The organism is Kribbella sp. CA-247076 (genome assembly GCF_050942445.1).
GTDB lineage: Bacteria > Actinomycetota > Actinomycetes > Propionibacteriales > Kribbellaceae > Kribbella.
In genome coordinates, this window is the sequence record NZ_CP192051.1 from 4,679,536 (window position 1) to 4,698,581 (window position 19,046).

The window sequence follows — 19,046 nt, forward strand, 5'->3', positions numbered from 1 at the left end:
AACTCTAGTCCGCCGCGGCGACAGTCCGTGCGAACACGGCGGCCCGGCTGTGGACAACCACAGCCGGGCCGACGTCTTGGTGCTGTGCCTACTTGTTGATGGCGGCCTTGAGCTCCTCGACCCGGTCGGTGCGCTCCCAGGTGAAGTCCCCACCGGTGCGTCCGAAGTGCCCGTTCCGCGCGGTCTGGGCGTAGATCGGCCGGAGCAGCTCGAGGTCCCGGATGATCGCGGCCGGCCGCAGGTCGAAGACCTCGCGGACCGCGTCGCTGATCTTGTCCACCGGCACCTTCTCGGTGCCGAAGGTGTCCACGTAGAAGCCGACCGGCGCGGCCTTGCCGATCGCGTACGCGACCTGGCACTCGACCCGGTCCGCGAGCCCGGCGGCGACGATGTTCTTCGCCACCCAGCGCATCGCGTACGCCGCCGACCGGTCCACCTTGGACGGGTCCTTGCCGGAGAACGCGCCCCCGCCGTGCCGCGCCATCCCGCCGTAGGTGTCGATGATGATCTTCCGCCCGGTCAGCCCGGCGTCGCCCATCGGGCCGCCGACCTCGAACCGGCCGGTCGGGTTCACCAGCAGCTTGTAGTCGGCCGAGTCGATGTCGAACTGCTCGAGCACCGGGTCGACCACGTGCTTCTTGATGTCCGGCGACAGCATCGACTCCAGGTTGATGTCGGCCGCGTGCTGGCTGGACACCACCACCGTGTCCACCCGGACCGCCTTGTCCCCGTCGTACTCGATGGTGACCTGGGTCTTGCCGTCCGGCCGCAGGTACGCCAGCGTGCCGTTCTTGCGGACCTCGGACAGCCGCTCGGACAGCCGGTGCGCGATCGTGATCGGCAGCGGCATCAGCTCGGGCGTCTCGTTGGACGCGTAGCCGAACATCAGCCCCTGGTCGCCCGCCCCCTGCAGGTCCAGCGCGTCCTTCGACGCGTCCGAGCGCGTCTCGTACGCCGTGTCGACCCCCTGCGCGATGTCCGGTGACTGGCTGCCGATGGCGACCGTGACCCCACAGGACGCGCCGTCGAACCCCTTCAGTGACGAGTCGTAGCCGATCTCGAGGATGCGCGACCGCACGATCCCCGGGATGTCGACGTACGCCGTCGTGGTGACCTCGCCGGCGACGACCACCAGACCCGTGGTGACCAGGGTCTCGACCGCCACCCGGCTCTTCGGGTCCTCGGCCAGCAACGCGTCGAGGATGGAGTCGCTGATCTGGTCAGCGATCTTGTCCGGGTGACCCTCGGTCACCGACTCGGACGTGAAAAGGCGCCTCGCCACAGTTCTCCCTCGGATTCCTCTTGTGCCGCGCGACGTGCGACCGCCGCACGATCCCCCCATGCACCGGCGGTTGGCGATGCATCTGGGAAGTATGCCAGCAGTTTCCGCCCGCGTCCCGGTGACGCTCCGAATTCATCCACTATCCGAGACTCATGATCATATAGTGGGATCCCGTCGGATTTCAGGCGTGCGGACCGACGGCGACGTCGCCCAGGGTGAGCGACGGTGTGCAGCGCAGGATCGCAGCGAGCCGGTCCACCTCGGCCTCCAGCAGGCCGACCCGGGCCCGGCTGAGCGGGGTCAGCGCCTCGACGGTGACGTGCAGCTTCCGGCCGGACTTCTTCTGGTGCCAGACCCCGGCGACGACCCCGTCGACGAGCAGGAGCGGATAGTTGCCGGCCTGGCCGCGGGCGAGCGCCCGGGTGAACGCCTTCCCCGGGAAGAGGAGCTCGCGCGGGAAGCTGCCGACGCCGTACGCGTCGAAGTACGGCAGCAGCCGGACCCCGCGCACCGGCTCGTCGGTGAACTGGTCGTCACCGGGTGCGAGGCAGGCGGGCTGACCGGCGAGCTCGACCGGGGGCAGGTCGGCGAAGTACGGCTTGACGAAGGCGACGCTCGTGCTCAGCCAGCGGGCGAACTGTTGTGGGGTCGCGGGGCCGTACGCGTAGAGGTAACGGTGCAGGAGCTCGGTGAAGGCCTTGTCGGCGGGCAGCGGCTCGAACGGTTTGAAGCGATGCGGGTTCGAGTACGTCGTCAGGCGGCCACGGTTCGGTCCGTAGCAGAGCACTCCGGCGGTGGCCGCGTCCGGAATCAGCTGACGCCAGCGCGGCCAGTACGTCTGGAAGGCCGGCATCACCAGGTCGCCGGCCCACGATCCGGTCCGGCGGACGACCTCGACCGTGAGCTCGTCGACGGTGAGGTCGTCGTCCGCGAGCGCGTCGCCGATCGCGGCGATCACCTCGAGGCGCTGCTCGGGTCTCAACCGCATGGGCTCCGGCACCGGCGTACCAGCGGGCAAGGCCGACAGCGCGCCGGTCCACAGCGGCAGGTCGTCGAGCGGCAGCAGGTGGACGGTGCCGCGCGGCCCGAAGGTCTTCACCAGGCCCTCGGCCTGCTGGACCGTCTCCCTGGTCGCACCGTCGAGCCGGATCGCGACCGACACCTCGCCGGCCGACAGCACCTGCGCGTGTGCCCCGCACACAGCTCGTACGGCGTCCGCCGCGGACGGCGCCGGGTTGCCTGCCAGGTGGTGTCGCCGCATCCGCCGAGCGACCACGGACCGCCATGAGATCTCCATGGCCCCGACGTTAACGGCAGAAGCGGACAGCTTCGGTCCTCTTAGCCGGTCAGCCGGAAGACCTGGCGCGAGCCGCCTTCCGGCCCGTCGGGCGCGGGCTCGGCCGGCACGAACCCGAGCCGCTCGTAGAACACCCGCGCGCCGCTCTCGACCGCTCCCGGATGATCCTCGCCGAACGTGACGACGTCCATCACCTCACCCGGCGCCAGACCGCGCCCGTCGGTCAGCCTGTCCAGGACGGCGGTCATCAGGACGCGACCGACGCCCTGACCACGGACCCGGTTGGAGACGACCAGCCAGTGCACCGCGAAACGCGGCGACTCCCCGCCGAACAGCACGCCGCCGACCGGCTCCCGGTCCGCAGCGAAGGCGAGCAGGGCGCGCCGCTGGGCGATGTGTTCGTCCAGGGCGCGCAGGAAGCCGGGATGGCCGACCATCGGGCCGAACCAGTGCTCGACCTCCCCCGCCAGCCCGAGAACGACGGGGACGTCGGCCTCGGTGGCCACCTCGATCGTCACCGTCACCGCTCAGCTCCAGTGGGTAGCGACCAGGTTCCAGCTGACGCCCACTGCTCACACCTTCTTCTCTGAAGACCAATGGGTGGCGACCAGATTCCAGATCACGCCCGCCAGGGCGTCCTTCGAGCCGGACGGAACGGGTAGCGCGTTGCCGTCGCGGTCGAGGACGACAGCCTCGTTGACGTCGCTGCCGAAGACCTTGCCGCCGGAGACGTCGTTCACCACCAGCAGGTCGCAGCCCTTGCGCTCCAGCTTGGCCCGGCCGAGGTCGAGCACGCTGTGCTCCGCGTCGCCGGTCTCGGCCGCGAACCCGACGATCACCTGGCCGGCGCGGCGCCGGTCGTGCGAGATCGTCTGCAGGATGTCCGGGTTCTGCACCAGGCTGACGGCCGGGACCGCGCCGTCGGAGGTCTTCTTGATCTTGTGCTCGGCGACGTCGGCCGGCCGGAAGTCCGCCGGAGCCGCCGCCATCACGATCGCGTCCGCGTCCCCCGCGCGGCCGGTGATCTCGTCGTACAGGTCCCGCGTGCTGGTCACCGGGACGACCTGGACGCCGGCCGGGTCGGCCAGCTCGGAGTTGGCCGCGACCAGCGTGACCTTGGCACCGCGGGCGGCCGCGATCCGGGCGAGTGCGTACCCCTGCTTGCCGGACGAGGAGTTGCCGAGGTAGCGGACCGGGTCGAGGTGCTCGCGGGTGCCGCCGGCGCTGATCAGCACGTGCTTGCCGGTCAGGTCGGCGACCGCCTGCCCGGCGGCGCGGGCCGCCTGGTCGGCGAGCATCAGCTGGCTGATCGCGAAGATCTCCGACGGCTCGGGCAGCCGGCCGCGGCCGGTGTCCGCGCCGGTCAGGCGGCCGACGGCGGGATCCAGCACGGTGATCCCCCGGGAACGGAGGGTGGCGACGTTGGCCTGGGTCGCCGGGTGCTCCCACATCTCGGTGTGCATCGCGGCCGCGAACAGGATCGGGCAGCGGGCCGTGAGCAGGGTGTTGGTCAGCAGGTCGTCGGCCAGGCCGTGCGCGGCCTTCGCGATCAGGTTGGCCGTGGCCGGGGCGACCACGACGAGCTCGGCGGCCTTGCCGATCCGGACGTGCGGGACCTCCTGCACGTCGTCGAACGGGTCGGCGGTCACCGGCTGGCCGGACAGCGCCGCCCAGGTCGCCGCACCGACGAACTCCAGCGCGGCCGCGGTCGGCACCACCCGCACCTGGTGCCCGGACTCGGTCAGCCGCCGCAGCAGATCACAGACCTTGTACGCCGCGATCCCGCCACCGACCCCGAGGACGACGTTCGGCCGGTGCTTCGCGGGCAGCTCGGCCCCCGCGGCGTCGGCGACGGCGCCGGTGCCCGCGGGAACTGCCGAAGCCCCCGGGCCGGAGGCGCCGGGGGTCGGGCGAGACTCGTCACCGGTTGCGGACATCAGCAGACCCCGTCCCGGTCGTCATCGCGAAAGGAGTTACGCGGACTTCTCCGCGGCGGCGGCTTCCGCCTCGGCCTCGGGGTCGATGTCGGTGCAGGTCAGCACGCCCTCGTTGATCTCGCGCATCGCGATCGACAGCGGCTTCTCCTGGACGTGGGTCTCGACCAGCGGACCGACGTACTCCAGCAGGCCTTCGCCGAGCTGGGAGTAGTAGGCGTTGATCTGCCGCGCCCGCTTGGCCGAGTACAGCACCAGCTTGTACTTGGAGTCGGTGTGGGTGAGCAGGTCGTCGATCGGCGGGGAGGTGATGCCGATGGCGACGGGCTGGTTGCCAGACAAGGTCAGCTCTTTCCAGGGATGGAGGGTGATCGGATCAACTTTACCAACTGATCGGCCGCCTCCCGAACCGAGGCGTTCACGATCGTCACGTCGAACTCCTTCTCGGCGGCCAGCTCGACCGTCGCGGTCTCCAGCCGGCGCTCCCGCTCCGCCGGGGTCTCGGTGCCGCGGTAGAGCAGCCGGCGGACCAGCTCGTCCCAGCTCGGCGGGGCCAGGAAGACGAACTGTGCCTCCGGCATCGTCTCGCGGACCTGGCGGGCGCCCTGCAGGTCGATCTCGAGCAGCGCCGGCCGCCCTTCGGCGAGCTTGTCCAGCACCGGCCGCTTCGGCGTCCCGTACCGGGCCGCCTTGTGGACGACCGCCCACTCCAGCAGCTCACCGGCGGCGATCATCCGGTCGAACTCCTCGTCGGAGACGAACAGGTAGTGCACGCCGTGCACCTCACCCGGCCGGGCCTTGCGGGTGGTCGCCGAGACCGAGATCCAGATGTCCGGGAACCGCTCCCGGATGTCGGCCGCCACCGTGCCCTTGCCGACCGCGGTCGGCCCGGCCAGCACGGTCAGCCGGGCGTTCCCGCCCCCGGCCGTTCCTGGCAGGTCCCGCCGCGGAGCCATCGTCTCGTCCGTCCTGTGCTGGGTTGTGTTCACCGTCACGTCCGCAGTTACATTCCCAGGCACGTTCACCGTCGTGTTCACACCAGTGTCCAACGAGCCGGGCAGGATTTCGGTCCGGCTCACTCGGCGAATTCGCGCTCGAGGGCGGCGATCTGGTTGGAGCCGAGGCCGCGCACCCGCCGCGTCTCCGAGATCCCCGCGCGTTCCATGATCTGCTGGGCGCGGACCTTGCCGACGCCCGGGATGCACTGCAGCAGCGCACTGACCCGCATCTTGCCGATCACGTCGTTGGTCTGCCCCTCGTGGAGCACCTCCGTCGGAGACGCTCCCGAATGCCGGATCCGGTTCTTGATCTCGGCTCGTTCACGCCGCGCCGCCGCGGCCTTGTCCAGAGCCGCCGCTCGCTGCTCCGGGGTCAAAGAAGGAAGTGGCACCGTTTCACCTGTCCCGTTGTGTGGCTTCGCAAGGGAACCTAACACGGCTTCGCCCACGTCACGGCGCATCCGCTGGAGTTCAAGCAGGCCTTGATCAGTGACCGGTCGGACCGGAGCGACGAATCGAACGTTCCACTCGGGGCGGCGGTCAGCCGAGTTGCGGGACGTCGACCTTGCAGGCGTCCTTCGCGTGCGTGGTGATGGACTTGTACGCCGTCATCACGCCACCGGTCTGCTGGCTCAGCCGGGCCAGCTCGACCCGGTCCGAACCCGCCGCCTTGGCCTTCTCGGCGAAGCTGACCACGACCCCCCAGTCGTCCTTCACCTCGGCCGGCGCGGTGCTCTGCAGCTTCTTCGCGTCCTCGAGGATCTTGGTGTAGTCGGCCGGGTTCTGCGGGTCCACGTTGACCGCGTTCGCGGCGTACCCGGCGAGGTCGACGCAGTACGCCTGCTCCTCGGTGCAGGCGGTCAGGGTGGCGGTGCCGGCGATCAGCGTCGCGGCGACGGCGAGTGTGCGCTTCAAAGCTCTCATCCTCGGGAGTCGGAGGGCGTCCTCGGGGGTGCTGGTCCCGACGCTACCGCTGGTGACCAAACCATCCGAAACCGATCCTTTCCGCTCACAGGCCGTGGTCGCGCCGTCGGCCGGCCGAGAGGGCCACCGCGTTGGCGGCCACGATCACGGCGATGGCCAGCCAGTCGAGGGGCGCGAGGTGCTGGTCGAGGACGACGACACCCACCAGGGCGGCGAGGACCGGGTTGACGCTCATGAAGACGCCGAAGAACTGGGCGGGCACCCGGCGCAGGCTGAGCAGGTCGACGAGGAACGGTACGGCGGAGGACAGGACGCCGGCGGTGACGGCGTACAGGAGAGCCGTCGGGCTCGGCGGGTGGTGCCAGAGGACGACGAGGCCGATCGGGACGTAGGCCAGACCGGAGACGGCGGCTGCGGCACCGACGCCCTGTACGCCGGGGAGCTCGCGGCCGATGCGGCGGTTGAGCAGGATGTACGACGCCCAGCACAGAGCCGCCAGCAGGCCGAGACCGATCCCCAGGTAGTCGGTCGTGGCTTGTGGTCGGGTCAGCAACATCACTGCGGGTGCGACTGCGAGCGCACACACGAGGTCGATCAGCCGTCGGGAGCCCAGCAGTGCCACCGCCAGCGGCCCGAGGAACTCCAGAGTCACCGCGAGTCCGAGCCCGATGCGGTCGATGGACGTGTAGAGCGACAGGTTCATCACCGCGAACACTGCGGCGAGCCCCAGCACCAGCCTCCATTGCCGGGCCGTCAGCGCTCGCAGCCGCGGCCGCCCCACCGCGACCAGGACGACCCCGGCCACCCACTGCCGAACAGCCACCACGCCCACCGGCCCCACGACCGGGAAAGCAAGGGCGCCCACCGACGCCCCCACCTGCGTGGACAACCCACTCCCCAACATCATCAGCACACCCGTCAGCCGGTTGTCGGTCGCCGGGACAGCAGGCTGCGGGGTGAGTTCCAGCGAGGTGGTCATGAAGCGAGCGTGCGGTGACTGACCACTCAGGCAAAATGCACGAGTGCGGGCATCTATACGCTGGGCGCATGGCTCGGATCGAGTTGTGGCAGTTGCGGTGTCTGGTCGGGGTGGTGGAGACCGGGACGTTCACGGATGCGGCGATCGAGTTGGGGGTTTCGCAGGCCGCGGTCTCGCGGAATGTGATCGCGCTGGAGCGGGCGCTCGGGGTTCGGCTGCTGCATCGGACGAGTCGATCGGTCGCACCGACGAGCGCCGGGGCGCAGGTGCTCAGGAGGGCTCGGCAGGTGCTGGCCGAGGTGGACGAGTTGGTGCGCGAGGCAACGAGCGGGCACACCCGGCTGCGGATCGGGCACGCGTGGTCGGCGATGGGCCGGCACACGCGAGAGTTTCAGCGAAGGTGGGCCGCCGAGCACCCGGACGTGGAGCTGCAGTTCGTCCGTACCAACACAGCGACCGGCGGACTCGCCGAAGGCCTCTGCGACCTGGCCGTCGTCCGCACCCAGGTCGACCGCCGGTTCGCGCACGCGACCGTCGCCAGCGAACGCAGGTACTGCGCCCTGGCCGCGGACGACCCGCTCGCGCAGAAGCGAACCCTGACCCTGGACCAACTGAAGGACCGCACCCTCGCGATCGACCGCCGAACCGGCAGCACCACCGCCGACCTCTGGCCGGAGGACGCCCGCCCGAAGCTCGAGTACACGCACGACGTCGACGACTGGCTCGCCGCGATCGCCGGCGGACGGTGCGTCGGCCTCACACCGCACGCGACCGTCACGCAGTACCGCCGCGACGGCGTGGTCTACCGCCCGGTCCGGGACGCACCCCCGGTCGACGTCCAGCTCATCTGGCACCGCGAGGACCCACATCCGGCCACCCGAGCGGCGGTGACGCTACTCACCGACCTGTACGAGCGCGACTAGCCGAACAGCACCAGCAATTGCCGGCGGTCACGCGCCAGCCACAGCACGTTCCGCAGCTCGTCGACCGTGCCGACCGGCCAGCGGTCGGCGATCCGCCGTACGCCGGGATCCTTGATCGCGGCCAGCAGCGCCCCGGGGAAATCACCCCAGACCACCTTGAACGGCCGGCCACACATCCGCTCGATGCCGATCGTCACCGGCTCGGTGATCTCCAGCCGGTTGTGGAGCTTCGCCACCCCGGTGTACGCCGCCATCAACGCTTCCTCGCGTTCCTGCCACGACTGGGTGCGCAGCACCTTCGCGAACAGTGGCGACAGCTCATCGGCGCACGACAGCCGGGAGAAGGCCGTCCCGAACCATTTCGAGTACGGCGCGTACTGCCGCTCCATCAGGAAGCACAGTTGCATCAGGTCGTGCACCAGCCGCGACCCGATCAGCGCCGACCCGAGCTCGTCCCCCACGAATCCGGCGCGCCCGGTCAGGTTCATCTCCGGATGCACCCGCCACCAGGCACCGATCTGCAGGTAGCGCCAGACGTCGTCGGGATAATAGGCCAGTTGATCGCGCACGGCCTGCAGCCCGAGTTCGTCGTGGAAGATCGCCCCCGCGGTCATCATCCGCAGGTTCCGCTCCGGAAACGTGAGCCAGTCCGGCGCGGTCAACTCGTCGGCGGGATCCCAGCCGAGCTGATCGCGGAAGTAGGACCTGACGGTATGCACCTCGACCAGGGCCGGACGCCCCGCGAACCGCTCCGGGGCCTCCGGCCGCAACCCGGCATGCTCATCGGCGACGAACAGCAGGACGCGCGGCTCACAGTTGTGGTCCGTGGACATCTCGTCGTCGAACCCCAGCACCTCCGAGCCGCGCCCGAGCAGCGCGGCGCTGTGCGGCACCCGGAGCCCGGGCGCCACCTCCTCCCGGTAGAACCGCCGGCACAACTCCAACCCAGGAATGTACATACCGACGAAGATCGCACGCCCGCACCGGGAAATTCAATACACAATACACAAATGGCGCGAAATTGATCGCGCCATTGTGCAATTCATATTCTAGCGTAATTCAGGGTATTTCGTCAGTACCCCAGCACCGCCCGGAACGCGTCGTTCGCCCGGTCGGCCGCGTCCTGCAGTGCAGCGGCGGACGGACCGGCGCCGAGGATCTCGCGGGAGCTCGAGGGGACGACGTTGCGCACCGCCGATCCGAAGACGTTGGTCAGCCCCTCGGCCGTCCCGCCCTGGGCGCCGAGCCCGGGGGCGAGCAGCGGGCCGTGGATGTCCAGGTCCTCGTCCGTCGAGGAGATGGTCGCGCCGACCACCGCACCGAAGGACCCGAGGCCGTCGTACTCCGCGTTCAGCGACCGCAGACCGTCCAGTACTGCGCCCGCCACCGTCGGACCGTCGACCGTCCGCGCCGACTGGAACTGCGGTCCCTCCGGGTTCGACGTCAGCGCGAGCACGAACAACCCGGCCCCGGCCGCCCGGGCCTCGTCGATCGCCGGCTGCAGCGACCCGAACCCGAGGTACGGGCTGACCGTCAGCGCGTCGCACGCCAGCGGCCCCTTCTCGGCCAGGTACGCCGACGCGTAGCCGGCCATCGTGGAGCCGATGTCACCGCGCTTCGCGTCGATGATCACCAGCGCCCCGGCGTCCCGCAGCCGGATCGTGGCCTGCTCGAGGACAGCGATCCCGGCCGACCCGAACCGCTCGAAGAACGCCGACTGCGGCTTGAACACCGCGACCCGCTCGGCCAGCGCGTCCACCACGCCGTAGGTGAAGGACGCGAGACCCTCCGCGGTGTCCGGCAGGCCCCATGCGTCCAGCAGGTGGGCGTGCGGGTCGATGCCGACGCACAGCGGACCGCGGGTGTCCATCGCCGCCCGGAGCCGGGCGCCGAAAGGTTCGTTGCTCATGGCAAGCTCCTGTTGATGCGGCGGACCAGGCCGGGTCCGCGGTAGATGAGGCCGGTGTAGAGCTGCACCAGACTGGCGCCGGCGTCGAACAGCCGCGCGGCGTCGGCCGGCTCGAGGACGCCGCCGACACCGATGATCGGCAGCGCTCCCCCGGTCTCGGCGTGGATGTGGGCGACCGTCTTGGCCGCGGTTTCGGTCAACGGCCGGCCGGACAACCCGCCGGTCTCACCGGCCAGCGGATGCGACTCCACCCCGGGACGGCCGATGGTCGTGTTGGTGGCGATGATGCCGGCCACCCCGACGTCGGTGCAGACCTGCAGGAGTTCGTCGATCGCGGACGGGGTCAGGTCGGGCGCGATCTTCACCAGGATCGGCTTTCCGGCCAGACCCGCGACGCTCAGCGAGGCGGCCTCGGCATGCAGAGCCGTCAGCAGCTCCCGCAGGTGTCCCGCGTCCTGCAGCGACCGCAGCCCAGGCGTGTTCGGCGACGAGACGTTGACCGCGAAGTAGTCGCCGTACCGATAGAGCCGTCGCAGTGAGGTCACGTAGTCCTCGACCGCGTCCGCCAGCGGCGTGACCTTCGACTTCCCGATCGAGATGCCTAGCGGGTAGCCGAGGTTGCCGTACGCCGCCAGCCGGGCGGCCAGCGCCGCGCTGCCGAGGTTGTTGAACCCCATCCGGTTGATGACGGCCTCGTGCTCGACCAGCCGGAACAGCCTTGGCTTCTCGTTGCCGGGCTGCGGATGCGCCGTGACGGTGCCGACCTCGACGAAGCCGAAGCCCAGCGCCGGCCAGGCCCGCAAGGCGACCCCGTTCTTGTCCATGCCGGCAGCGAGTCCGACCGGGGACGGGAAGCGGACGCCGAAGACCGTGCGGGGTGAGGCGGCGGCCGCGCCGGCCAGGCGGGCACCGGCCCACCCCGCGCCGGGGATGCGGCCGAGGAGCCGGAGGCCGGCGAGCGTCTGCTCGTGCGCGACCTCCGCGTCTCCGCGACCCAGCCGGTACAGGACCGGCCGCACGACCTTCCTATACACCGCGGATCCTCGACACCCAATCCTGCAGCGACCGGACGCCGATGTCCCCGGCCTGCTGGGCCTCGATCCCTTGGACGGCGGCCGCGAGCCCCTGCACCGTGGTGATGCACGGGATGTTCCGGGCCACGGCCGCACTGCGAATCTCGTACCCGTCCAGTCGCGGCGAACCGCCCTTGGTGATGCCGATCGGGGTGTTGACGATCAGCTGGAGCTCACCGTCCTGGACCATCTGCACGATCGTCGGCTCGCCGTTCGGGCCCGGTCCCTGGCTGCTCTTGCGGACCGTGACCGCGTCGACCCCGTTGCGGCGGAGCACGTCCGCCGTCCCTTCGGTCGCGTAGATCTGGAAGCCCAGGTCGGCCAGCCGCTTCACCGGGAAGATCATGTGCCGCTTGTCCCGGTTCGCGACCGACACGAACACCTTGCCGGCGCCCGGCAGTGGCTGCGACGCCCCGGCCTGCGACTTCGCGAACGCCGTACCGAAGGTGTCGTCGATGCCCATCACCTCGCCGGTCGAGCGCATCTCCGGGCCGAGCACGGTGTCCACCGACCGGCCGTCGACGGTCCGGAACCGGTTGAACGGCATCACGGCTTCCTTCACCGCGATCGGCGTCGAGGTCGGCAGCGTGCCGCCGTCGCCCTCGGCCGGCAGCATGCCCTCGGCCCGCAACTGCGCGATCGTCGACCCGAGCATCACCCGGGCCGCGGCCTTGGCGAGCGGGGTCGCGGTCGCCTTGGAGACGAACGGGACCGTCCGGGAGGCCCGCGGGTTCGCCTCGAGGACGTACAGCACGTCACCGGCGAGCGCGTACTGCACGTTCAGCAGACCGCGGACGCCGACGCCGCGGGCGATCGCCTCGGTCGACCGCCGGATCTTCTCGATGTCCGCGTTGCCGAGCGTGATCGGCGGCAGCGCGCAGGACGAGTCGCCGGAGTGCACGCCGGCCTCCTCGATGTGCTCCATCACGCCGCCGAGGAACAGTTCCTCGCCGTCGAACAGCCCGTCCACGTCGATCTCTACCGCGTCGTCGAGGAACCGGTCGATCAGCACCGGGTGCTCCCACGACCCGAACCCGCCGCTCAGCCGGTCCAGCGCCGCGGTCAGCTCGGCCGAGCTGTAGACGATCTCCATGCCGCGACCGCCGAGCACGTACGACGGCCGGACCAGCACCGGGAAGCCGATCTCCTCGGCCACCCCGTGCGCTTCGCCGGCCGACAGCGCCGTCCCGTGCTTCGGCGCCGGCAGCGACGCGTCCGCGAGCACCTTGCCGAACGCGCCGCGCTCCTCGGCCAGGTGGATCGCCTCGGGTGAGGTGCCGACGATCGGTACGCCGGCGTCCGCGAGCCGCTGGGCCAGCCCGAGCGGGGTCTGGCCACCCAGTTGCACGATCACCCCGGCCACCGGCCCGGCCTGCAGCTCGGCGTACACGATCTCGAGCACGTCCTCGCAGGTGAGCGGCTCGAAGTAGAGCCGGTCGGAGGTGTCGTAGTCGGTCGAGACCGTCTCCGGGTTGCAGTTCACCATGATCGTGCAGTAGCCCGCTTCGCGCAGGGCCATCGACGCGTGCACACAGGAGTAGTCGAACTCGATCCCCTGGCCGATCCGGTTCGGCCCCGACCCCAGGATCAGCACGGCCGGCGTCTCCCGCGGCGCGACCTCGGTCTCCTCGTCGTACGACGAGTAGTGGTACGGCGTCTCGGCCGCGAACTCGGCCGCACAGGTGTCGACCGTCTTGTAGACCGGCCGGATCCCGAGCGCCTGCCTGACCCCACGGACGACGTCCTCGGTCAGCCCGCGGATCTCGGCCAGCTGCAGGTCGGAGAACCCGTGCCGCTTGGCCAGCCGGATCACCTCGGGCGTCAGCCGGGGCGCGGCCGCGACCTGCAGCGCGGTCTCGTGGATCAGGTAGAGCTGGTCGACGAACCACGGGTCGATGCGGGTGGCGTCGAAGATCTGCTCCGGCGTCGCGCCGGCGCGGATCGCGTCCATGACGGTCCGGAGCCGGCCGTCGTGCGGCGTCTTGATTGCCTCCAGCAACGGCTCCAGCTCGGTGGCCGGCTGGCCGGCCCAGGAGAACCTGGCCTCCGGCTTCTCCAGCGACCGCAGCGCCTTCTGCAGCGCCTCGGTGTAGTTGCGGCCGATCGCCATCGCCTCGCCGACGCTCTTCATGTGCGTGGTCAGGGTGGCGTCCGCGGCCGGGAACTTCTCGAACGCGAACCGCGGCACCTTCACCACCACGTAGTCCAGCGTCGGCTCGAAGCTGGCCGGCGTCTGCCGGGTGATGTCGTTCGGGATCTCGTCCAGCGTGTAGCCGATGGCCACCTTCGCCGCGATCTTCGCGATCGGGAACCCGGTCGCCTTCGACGCCAGCGCGGACGAGCGGGACACCCGCGGGTTCATCTCGATCACGATCAGCCGGCCGTCGGCCGGGTCGACCGCGAACTGGATGTTGCAGCCGCCGGTGTCCACGCCGACCTCGCGGATGATGCCGATGGCAAGGTCCCGCATGACCTGGTACTCACGGTCGGTCAGCGTCATCGCGGGCGCGACCGTGACCGAGTCGCCGGTGTGCACGCCCATCGGGTCGACGTTCTCGATCGAGCAGATGATCACGACGTTGTCCGCCTTGTCGCGCATCACCTCCAGCTCGTACTCCTTCCACCCGAGGATCGACTCCTCGATCAGCACCTCGGTGGTCGGGCTGGCGTGCAGGCCGGCGCCGGCGATCCGGCGCAGGTCGGCCTCGTCGTACGCCATCCCGGAGCCGACGCCGCCCATCGTGAACGACGGCCGGACGACCAACGGGTAGCCGAGCTGCTCGGCGGCGCCCATCACGTCGTCCAGCGAGTGGCAGATCACCGACCGGGCCACCGACGCGCCCAGCTTCTCGACGATGTGCTTGAACGACTCCCGGTTCTCGCCCCGCTGGATCGCGTCGACGGACGCGCCGATCAGCTCGACGCCGTACTTCTCCAGGACGCCGTTGTCGTGCAGGGCGATCGCCGCGTTCAGCGCGGTCTGGCCGCCCAGGGTGGCCAGCAGCGCGTTCGGGCGCTCCTTCTCGATCACCTTCTCGACGTACTCCGGAGTGATCGGCTCCACGTAGGTGGCGTCGGCGAACTCCGGGTCGGTCATGATCGTGGCCGGGTTGGAGTTCACCAGGACGACCCGGAAGCCCTCCTCCTTGAGCACCCGGCACGCCTGCGTGCCGGAGTAGTCGAACTCGCAGGCCTGACCGATCACGATCGGGCCGGAGCCGATCACCAGGACCGACTCGATGTCTGTACGACGTGGCATCAGGCCCGCCCCTCCATCAGTTCGACGAACCGGTCGAACAGGTACGCCGAGTCGTGCGGACCGGCCGCCGCCTCGGGGTGGTACTGGACCGAGAACGCCAGCACCCTGCCGTCCCGGCCCGTCAGTCGGAGCCCCTCGACCACGTTGTCGTTCAGGGACACATGGCTGACCTCGGCCAGTCCGTATGGCGTCTCGACCGTCTCCTCGATCGGCGCGTCCACCGCGAACCCGTGGTTCTGCGCGGTGATCTCCACCTTGCCGGTCGCCCGGTCGAGCACCGGCTGATTGATGCCACGGTGTCCGTACTTCAGCTTGAAGGTGCCGAGGCCGAGCGCCCGGCCGAACACCTGGTTGCCGAAGCAGATCCCGAAGTACGGCTTGTTCTGCTCCAGGAGCTGCTTGAGCAGCGTGGTCGGGTGCTCGGTGGTCTCCGGGTCGCCCGGGCCGTTGCTCATGAAGATGCCGTCCGGGTTGACCGCGAGCACCTCGTCCAGCGACGCGGTGGCCGGCAGCACGTGCACCTCGATGCCGCGCTCGGCCATCCGCTTCGGCGTCATCGACTTGATCCCGAGGTCGAGCGCGACCACGGTGAACCGCTTCTCGCCCTCCGCGGGCACGACGTACGGCTCGAAGGTGGTCACCTCCGACGCCAGGTCCGCCCCGACCATCGGGGGCTGCTGCAGGACCTTGTCGAGCAGGGCGGCCGGGTCGAGGATCTCGGTGGAGATCCCGGCCCGCATCGCGCCGCGCTCGCGCAGGTGCCGGGTGAGCGCCCGGGTGTCGATCCCGGAGATCCCGACGATCCCCTGGGCCTTCAGCTGGTCGTGGAGGGACCTCCGGGACCGCCAGTTCGACGGCACCCGGGCCGGGTCGCGGACGACGTACCCGGAGACCCAGATCTTCTGCGACTCGTCGTCCTCGTCGTTGACGCCGGTGTTGCCGATGTGCGGCGCGGTCTGGGTGACGATCTGCCGGTGGTACGACGGGTCGGTCAGCGTCTCCTGGTAGCCGGTCATCCCGGTGGTGAACACCGCCTCGCCGTACGTCTCGCCGGTCGCCCCGTACGACGTACCGGCGAAGCTCCGGCCGTCCTCCAGGACGAGCAGCGCCGGCTGGTGGGCAGGCTGGCTCATGTCTCCTCGGCTCCGATCAGGGTCGAGATGGATTCGGTCAAGGGGGCGGTGTCGGCCTTGCGGCGCGGGCGGAACCCGGTGTCGAGCGCGCGGCCGTCGTGGGTCCAGGTGACCACCACCAGGCCGGACTTCTCCGCGGTCACCTTGCCGGCGATCCCGCGGTCGGTCCGGACGCCGATCAGGTGGCCGGCGGGGATGAACACGTCCGCCGCGCCCTGCCGGTGGAAGATCAGGCCGGCCTCGCTGACGGCCAGGTCCGCGGTACTGCGGACGCCCAGTTCGTGCACGGCGATCCGGTCCATCCAGTCGCCGGCCGAGGTGGTGGCGACGTACACGCCCTCCACTCCCCGGCTCTTGTCGTCCGCGGGCACCTCCGGAAGAGGCGCCAGGTCGACCTGGCGGGCCTGGCGGTTCCGCCAGCCGCGGTACATGCCGTAGTAGGCCACGGCGATCACCAGCAGCGTGCCGACGACGCCCAGGAAGGCTTTCACCGGGACAGCGCTCCGTCCAGGACGGTCGGCGTACCGCGCAGGAAGGTCGCGACCACCTTGCCCGGCAGCGTCATCCCGTCGAACGGCGTGTTCCGCGACAGCGACGCCGACTCCGACGGTACGACGGTCCGCTCGGCCGCCGGGTCGACCAGGACGACGTTCGCCGGCGCACCCGCCTCCAGCGGCCGGCCATGACCACTGCCACCGTCGCCGGCCTGACCGATCGCGGCCGGCCGGTAGCTCATCCGGTCGGCCAGGTCCGCCCAGGTCATCAGCTTGGTGTCGATCATCGCATGCTGGACCACGCTCAGCGCGGTCTCCAGGCCGAGCATGCCGAACGCGGCCGCGCTCCACTCGCAGTCCTTGTCCTCGACCGGGTGCGGCGCGTGGTCGGTGGCGACGATGTCGATCGTGCCGTCGGCCAGGCCTTCGCGGACCGCCTCGACGTCCTCCTTGGTTCGCAGCGGCGGGTTCACCTTGAAGACCGGGTTGTAGGAGGCGGCCAGGTCCTCGGTCAGCAGCAGGTGGTGCGGGGTCACCTCGGCGGTCACCTCGTACCCGCGCTTCTTGGCCGCGCGGACGATCTCCACCGAGCCCTTGGTGGACAGGTGGCAGATGTGCAGCTTCGAGCCGACGTGCGCGTTCAGCAGGATGTCGCGGGCGATGATCGCCTCCTCCGCGACCGCCGGCCAGCCGGTCAGCCCGAGGACGCCGGACAGCGCGCCCTCGTTCATCTGCGCGCCCTGGGTCAGCCGCGGCTCCTGCGCGTGCTGGGCGATCGTGCCGCCGAAGGCCTTCACGTACTCGAGGGCGCGGCGCATCAGGGCGGCGTCCCAGACGCAGTCGCCGTCGTCGGAGAACACCCGGACGCGGGCCGCCGAGTCCGCCATCGCGCCCAGCTCGGCGAGCTGCGTGCCCTTCCGGCCGACCGTGACCGCGCCGATCGGGTACACGTCGGCGTACCCGCTCTCACGGCCGAGGCGCCAGACCTGCTCGACCACGCCGGCGGTGTCGGCGACCGGGTCGGTGTTGGCCATCGCGAACACCGCGGTGAACCCGCCCAGCGCGGCCGCCCGGGTCCCGGTGAGGACGGTCTCCGCGTCCTCGCGGCCCGGCTCACGCAGGTGGGTGTGCAGGTCCACCAGGCCCGGCAGCGCGACCAGGCCCGTGGCGTCGATCGTCGTCGTACCCGCGGGCGCGGTGAGATTGGCGCCGACGGCAACGATCTCGCCGTCGTCGATCAGCAGGTCCGCCACCTCACCGCCGACGATGCTCGCTCCGGTGATCAGGTACGCGGTCATGCCTTGGACTCCTCTTCGTTGCTTCCGGACAGCAGTAGGTACAGGACGGCCATGCGGATGGCGACGCCGTTGGTGACCTGCTCGACGATCACCGAGCGGGTGGAGTCGGCGACCTCGGCGCTGATCTCCATGCCGCGGTTCATCGGGCCGGGGTGCAGCACGATCGCCTCGTCCGGCAGCTGCGCCATCCGGTGCACGTCGAGGCCGTAGCGGCGGGTGTACTCCCGGGCGCTCGGGAAGTAGGCGTCGTTCATCCGCTCGCGCTGGACCCGCAGCATCATCACCGCGTCGCTCTTCGGCAGTGTTGCGTCCAGGTCGTACGACGTGACGCACGGCCAGCTGCGCATGTCGACCGGGAGCAGGGTCGGCGGCGCGACCACGGTCACCTCGGCGCCGAGCGTGGACAGCAGCAGCACGTTCGACCGGGCGACTCGCGAGTGCAGCACGTCGCCGACGATGGTGATCCGGCGGCCCTCCAGCGAGCCGAGGTGGCGGCGCATCGTGAACGCGTCGAGCAGCGCCTGGGTCGGGTGCTCGTGGGTGCCGTCGCCGGCGTTCACCACCGCCCCGGTCATCCAGCCCGAGGTGGCCAGCAGGTGCGGCGCGCCGGACGAGCCGTGCCGGCAGACGACGCCGTCGGCGCCCATCGCCTGCAGCGTCAGCGCGGTGTCCTTCAGGCTCTCGCCCTTGCTCACGCTCGAACCCTTGGCGGAGAAGTTGATCACGTCCGCGGACAGCCGCTTGGCCGCCGCCTCGAACGAGATCCGGGTCCGGGTCGAGTCCTCGAAGAACAGGTTGACCACCGTCCGGCCGCGCAGGGCGGGCAGCTTCTTGATCGGGCGGTCGGCCAGCGACCGCATCTCCTCGGCTGTGTCGAGGATCAGGTTCGCCTCGTCCCGGGACAGGTCGCCCGCGCTCAGCAGGTGCCTCATCACGCCTTCACCCCCGTCGTGGTCTGGTCGGCGATCAGGACGGCGTCGGCGCCGTCGTACTCGGTCAGGTGGACGGTGACCCGCTCGACCAGCGAGGTGGGCAGGTTCTTGCCCACGTAGTCGGCGCGGATCGGCAGCTCGCGGTGGCCGCGGTCGACCAGGACCGCGAGCTGGACCGCCCGCGGCCGGCCGATGTCGCCGATCGCGTCCAGCGCGGCCCGGATGGTCCGGCCGGAGAACAGCACGTCGTCGACCAGGACGACGACCTTGCCGTCGATCCCGCCGGCCGGGATGTCGGTGTGCTCCAGGCCGCGGGGTGGTTTGAGACCGATGTCGTCGCGGTACATCGTCACGTCGAGTGACCCTGTCGGCACGCTCTGCCCCTCGACGGCCGCGATCCGGCCGGAGATCCGGGCGGCCAGGCCGACGCCGCGGGTCGGAATGCCGAGGAGTACGACGGGGTCGGCGCCGCGGTTGCGCTCGAGGATCTCGTGCGCGATCCGGGTCAGTGCCCGGGATATGTCGGAAGCGTCCAGCACGGTGCGGGTACTGCGCTGCGGGGCAGCGCTCTGGCTCGCACTTCGGGCAGGATTCATCGCCACCGTTCCTCC

19 protein-coding genes are annotated in these 19,046 nt (G+C 70.5%); 1 reads left to right on the forward strand and 18 read right to left on the reverse strand.

Going from position 1 to position 19,046, the window contains the following annotated elements; all coding sequences use genetic code 11:
- Window positions 1-88: 88 nt before the first annotated feature.
- The 9 genes from metK to ACQPYZ_RS22055 form a co-directional block, all read right to left on the reverse strand.
- Window positions 89-1,282 carry a methionine adenosyltransferase gene (gene metK, locus ACQPYZ_RS22015; protein WP_433159068.1) on the reverse strand — a complete coding sequence of 398 codons (1,194 nt, stop codon included), beginning with the start codon at window positions 1,280-1,282 and terminating at the stop codon, window positions 89-91.
- Between the two features lie 181 nt (window positions 1,283-1,463).
- Complete coding sequence (locus tag ACQPYZ_RS22020; protein WP_433159071.1) at window positions 1,464-2,579, reverse strand: winged helix DNA-binding domain-containing protein; 1,116 nt, start codon at window positions 2,577-2,579, stop codon at window positions 1,464-1,466.
- A 41-nt stretch (window positions 2,580-2,620) separates the two neighbouring features.
- Window positions 2,621-3,103: a GNAT family N-acetyltransferase gene (locus ACQPYZ_RS22025; protein ID WP_433159073.1), complete on the reverse strand. Its 483-nt coding sequence runs from the start codon at window positions 3,101-3,103 to the stop codon at window positions 2,621-2,623.
- A gap of 48 nt (window positions 3,104-3,151) precedes the next feature.
- The gene (gene coaBC, locus ACQPYZ_RS22030) at window positions 3,152-4,516 is read right to left on the reverse strand and encodes a bifunctional phosphopantothenoylcysteine decarboxylase/phosphopantothenate--cysteine ligase CoaBC (protein ID WP_433159076.1); all 1,365 of its coding nucleotides are present in this window, start codon (window positions 4,514-4,516) and stop codon (window positions 3,152-3,154) included.
- A gap of 36 nt (window positions 4,517-4,552) precedes the next feature.
- Complete coding sequence (rpoZ, locus tag ACQPYZ_RS22035) at window positions 4,553-4,855, reverse strand: DNA-directed RNA polymerase subunit omega (protein ID WP_132320044.1); 303 nt, start codon at window positions 4,853-4,855, stop codon at window positions 4,553-4,555.
- A 2-nt stretch (window positions 4,856-4,857) separates the two neighbouring features.
- Window positions 4,858-5,469 (reverse strand): guanylate kinase, encoded by a 612-nt coding sequence (gmk, locus tag ACQPYZ_RS22040; protein ID WP_433159080.1) that lies wholly within the window; start codon window positions 5,467-5,469, stop codon window positions 4,858-4,860.
- A 119-nt stretch (window positions 5,470-5,588) separates the two neighbouring features.
- On the reverse strand, window positions 5,589-5,903 hold the full coding sequence (mihF, locus tag ACQPYZ_RS22045; RefSeq protein ID WP_132320042.1) for an integration host factor, actinobacterial type: 315 nt from the start codon (window positions 5,901-5,903) through the stop codon (window positions 5,589-5,591).
- 148 nt (window positions 5,904-6,051) lie between these two features.
- Window positions 6,052-6,426, reverse strand: a complete 375-nt coding sequence (locus ACQPYZ_RS22050) for a hypothetical protein (protein ID WP_433159083.1) — start codon at window positions 6,424-6,426, stop codon at window positions 6,052-6,054.
- A 94-nt stretch (window positions 6,427-6,520) separates the two neighbouring features.
- Window positions 6,521-7,414, reverse strand: coding sequence for an EamA family transporter (locus tag ACQPYZ_RS22055; RefSeq protein ID WP_433159085.1), 894 nt, complete (start codon window positions 7,412-7,414; stop codon window positions 6,521-6,523).
- A 68-nt stretch (window positions 7,415-7,482) separates the two neighbouring features.
- Here ACQPYZ_RS22055 and ACQPYZ_RS22060 point away from each other — a divergent pair, with 68 nt between their 5' ends.
- The gene (locus ACQPYZ_RS22060) at window positions 7,483-8,337 is read left to right on the forward strand and encodes a LysR family transcriptional regulator (RefSeq protein WP_433159088.1); all 855 of its coding nucleotides are present in this window, start codon (window positions 7,483-7,485) and stop codon (window positions 8,335-8,337) included.
- Here the strand turns inward: ACQPYZ_RS22060 and ACQPYZ_RS22065 are convergent.
- The 9 genes from ACQPYZ_RS22065 to pyrR all read right to left on the reverse strand — a co-directional run bounded on the left by ACQPYZ_RS22065 (window position 8,334) and on the right by pyrR (window position 19,031).
- The gene (locus ACQPYZ_RS22065) at window positions 8,334-9,296 is read right to left on the reverse strand and encodes a DUF4037 domain-containing protein (protein ID WP_433159091.1); all 963 of its coding nucleotides are present in this window, start codon (window positions 9,294-9,296) and stop codon (window positions 8,334-8,336) included. The two genes, ACQPYZ_RS22060 and ACQPYZ_RS22065, sit on opposite strands and share 4 nt — an antisense overlap.
- Window positions 9,297-9,409: 113 nt before the next feature.
- Complete coding sequence (pyrF, locus tag ACQPYZ_RS22070; protein WP_433159094.1) at window positions 9,410-10,246, reverse strand: orotidine-5'-phosphate decarboxylase; 837 nt, start codon at window positions 10,244-10,246, stop codon at window positions 9,410-9,412.
- Complete coding sequence (locus ACQPYZ_RS22075; RefSeq protein ID WP_433159097.1) at window positions 10,243-11,280, reverse strand: quinone-dependent dihydroorotate dehydrogenase; 1,038 nt, start codon at window positions 11,278-11,280, stop codon at window positions 10,243-10,245. Before ACQPYZ_RS22075 ends, pyrF begins: the two co-directional genes overlap by 4 nt.
- Window positions 11,273-14,578, reverse strand: coding sequence for a carbamoyl-phosphate synthase large subunit (gene carB / locus ACQPYZ_RS22080; protein WP_433159100.1), 3,306 nt, complete (start codon window positions 14,576-14,578; stop codon window positions 11,273-11,275). Before carB ends, ACQPYZ_RS22075 begins: the two co-directional genes overlap by 8 nt.
- Window positions 14,578-15,711 carry a glutamine-hydrolyzing carbamoyl-phosphate synthase small subunit gene (gene carA, locus ACQPYZ_RS22085; RefSeq protein ID WP_433159103.1) on the reverse strand — a complete coding sequence of 378 codons (1,134 nt, stop codon included), beginning with the start codon at window positions 15,709-15,711 and terminating at the stop codon, window positions 14,578-14,580. Before carA ends, carB begins: the two co-directional genes overlap by 1 nt.
- A complete protein-coding gene (locus ACQPYZ_RS22090) occupies window positions 15,708-16,202 on the reverse strand; it encodes a hypothetical protein (RefSeq protein WP_433159106.1) in 495 nt (164 codons plus the stop codon). The genes carA and ACQPYZ_RS22090 overlap by 4 nt, the downstream gene beginning before the upstream one ends.
- The gene (locus ACQPYZ_RS22095; RefSeq protein WP_433159109.1) at window positions 16,199-17,503 is read right to left on the reverse strand and encodes a dihydroorotase; all 1,305 of its coding nucleotides are present in this window, start codon (window positions 17,501-17,503) and stop codon (window positions 16,199-16,201) included. The genes ACQPYZ_RS22090 and ACQPYZ_RS22095 overlap by 4 nt, the downstream gene beginning before the upstream one ends.
- Window positions 17,500-18,435: an aspartate carbamoyltransferase catalytic subunit gene (locus tag ACQPYZ_RS22100; RefSeq protein ID WP_433159112.1), complete on the reverse strand. Its 936-nt coding sequence runs from the start codon at window positions 18,433-18,435 to the stop codon at window positions 17,500-17,502. The genes ACQPYZ_RS22095 and ACQPYZ_RS22100 overlap by 4 nt, the downstream gene beginning before the upstream one ends.
- Window positions 18,435-19,031: a bifunctional pyr operon transcriptional regulator/uracil phosphoribosyltransferase PyrR gene (gene pyrR, locus ACQPYZ_RS22105; protein ID WP_433159115.1), complete on the reverse strand. Its 597-nt coding sequence runs from the start codon at window positions 19,029-19,031 to the stop codon at window positions 18,435-18,437. The genes ACQPYZ_RS22100 and pyrR overlap by 1 nt, the downstream gene beginning before the upstream one ends.
- Window positions 19,032-19,046: the final 15 nt, after the last annotated feature.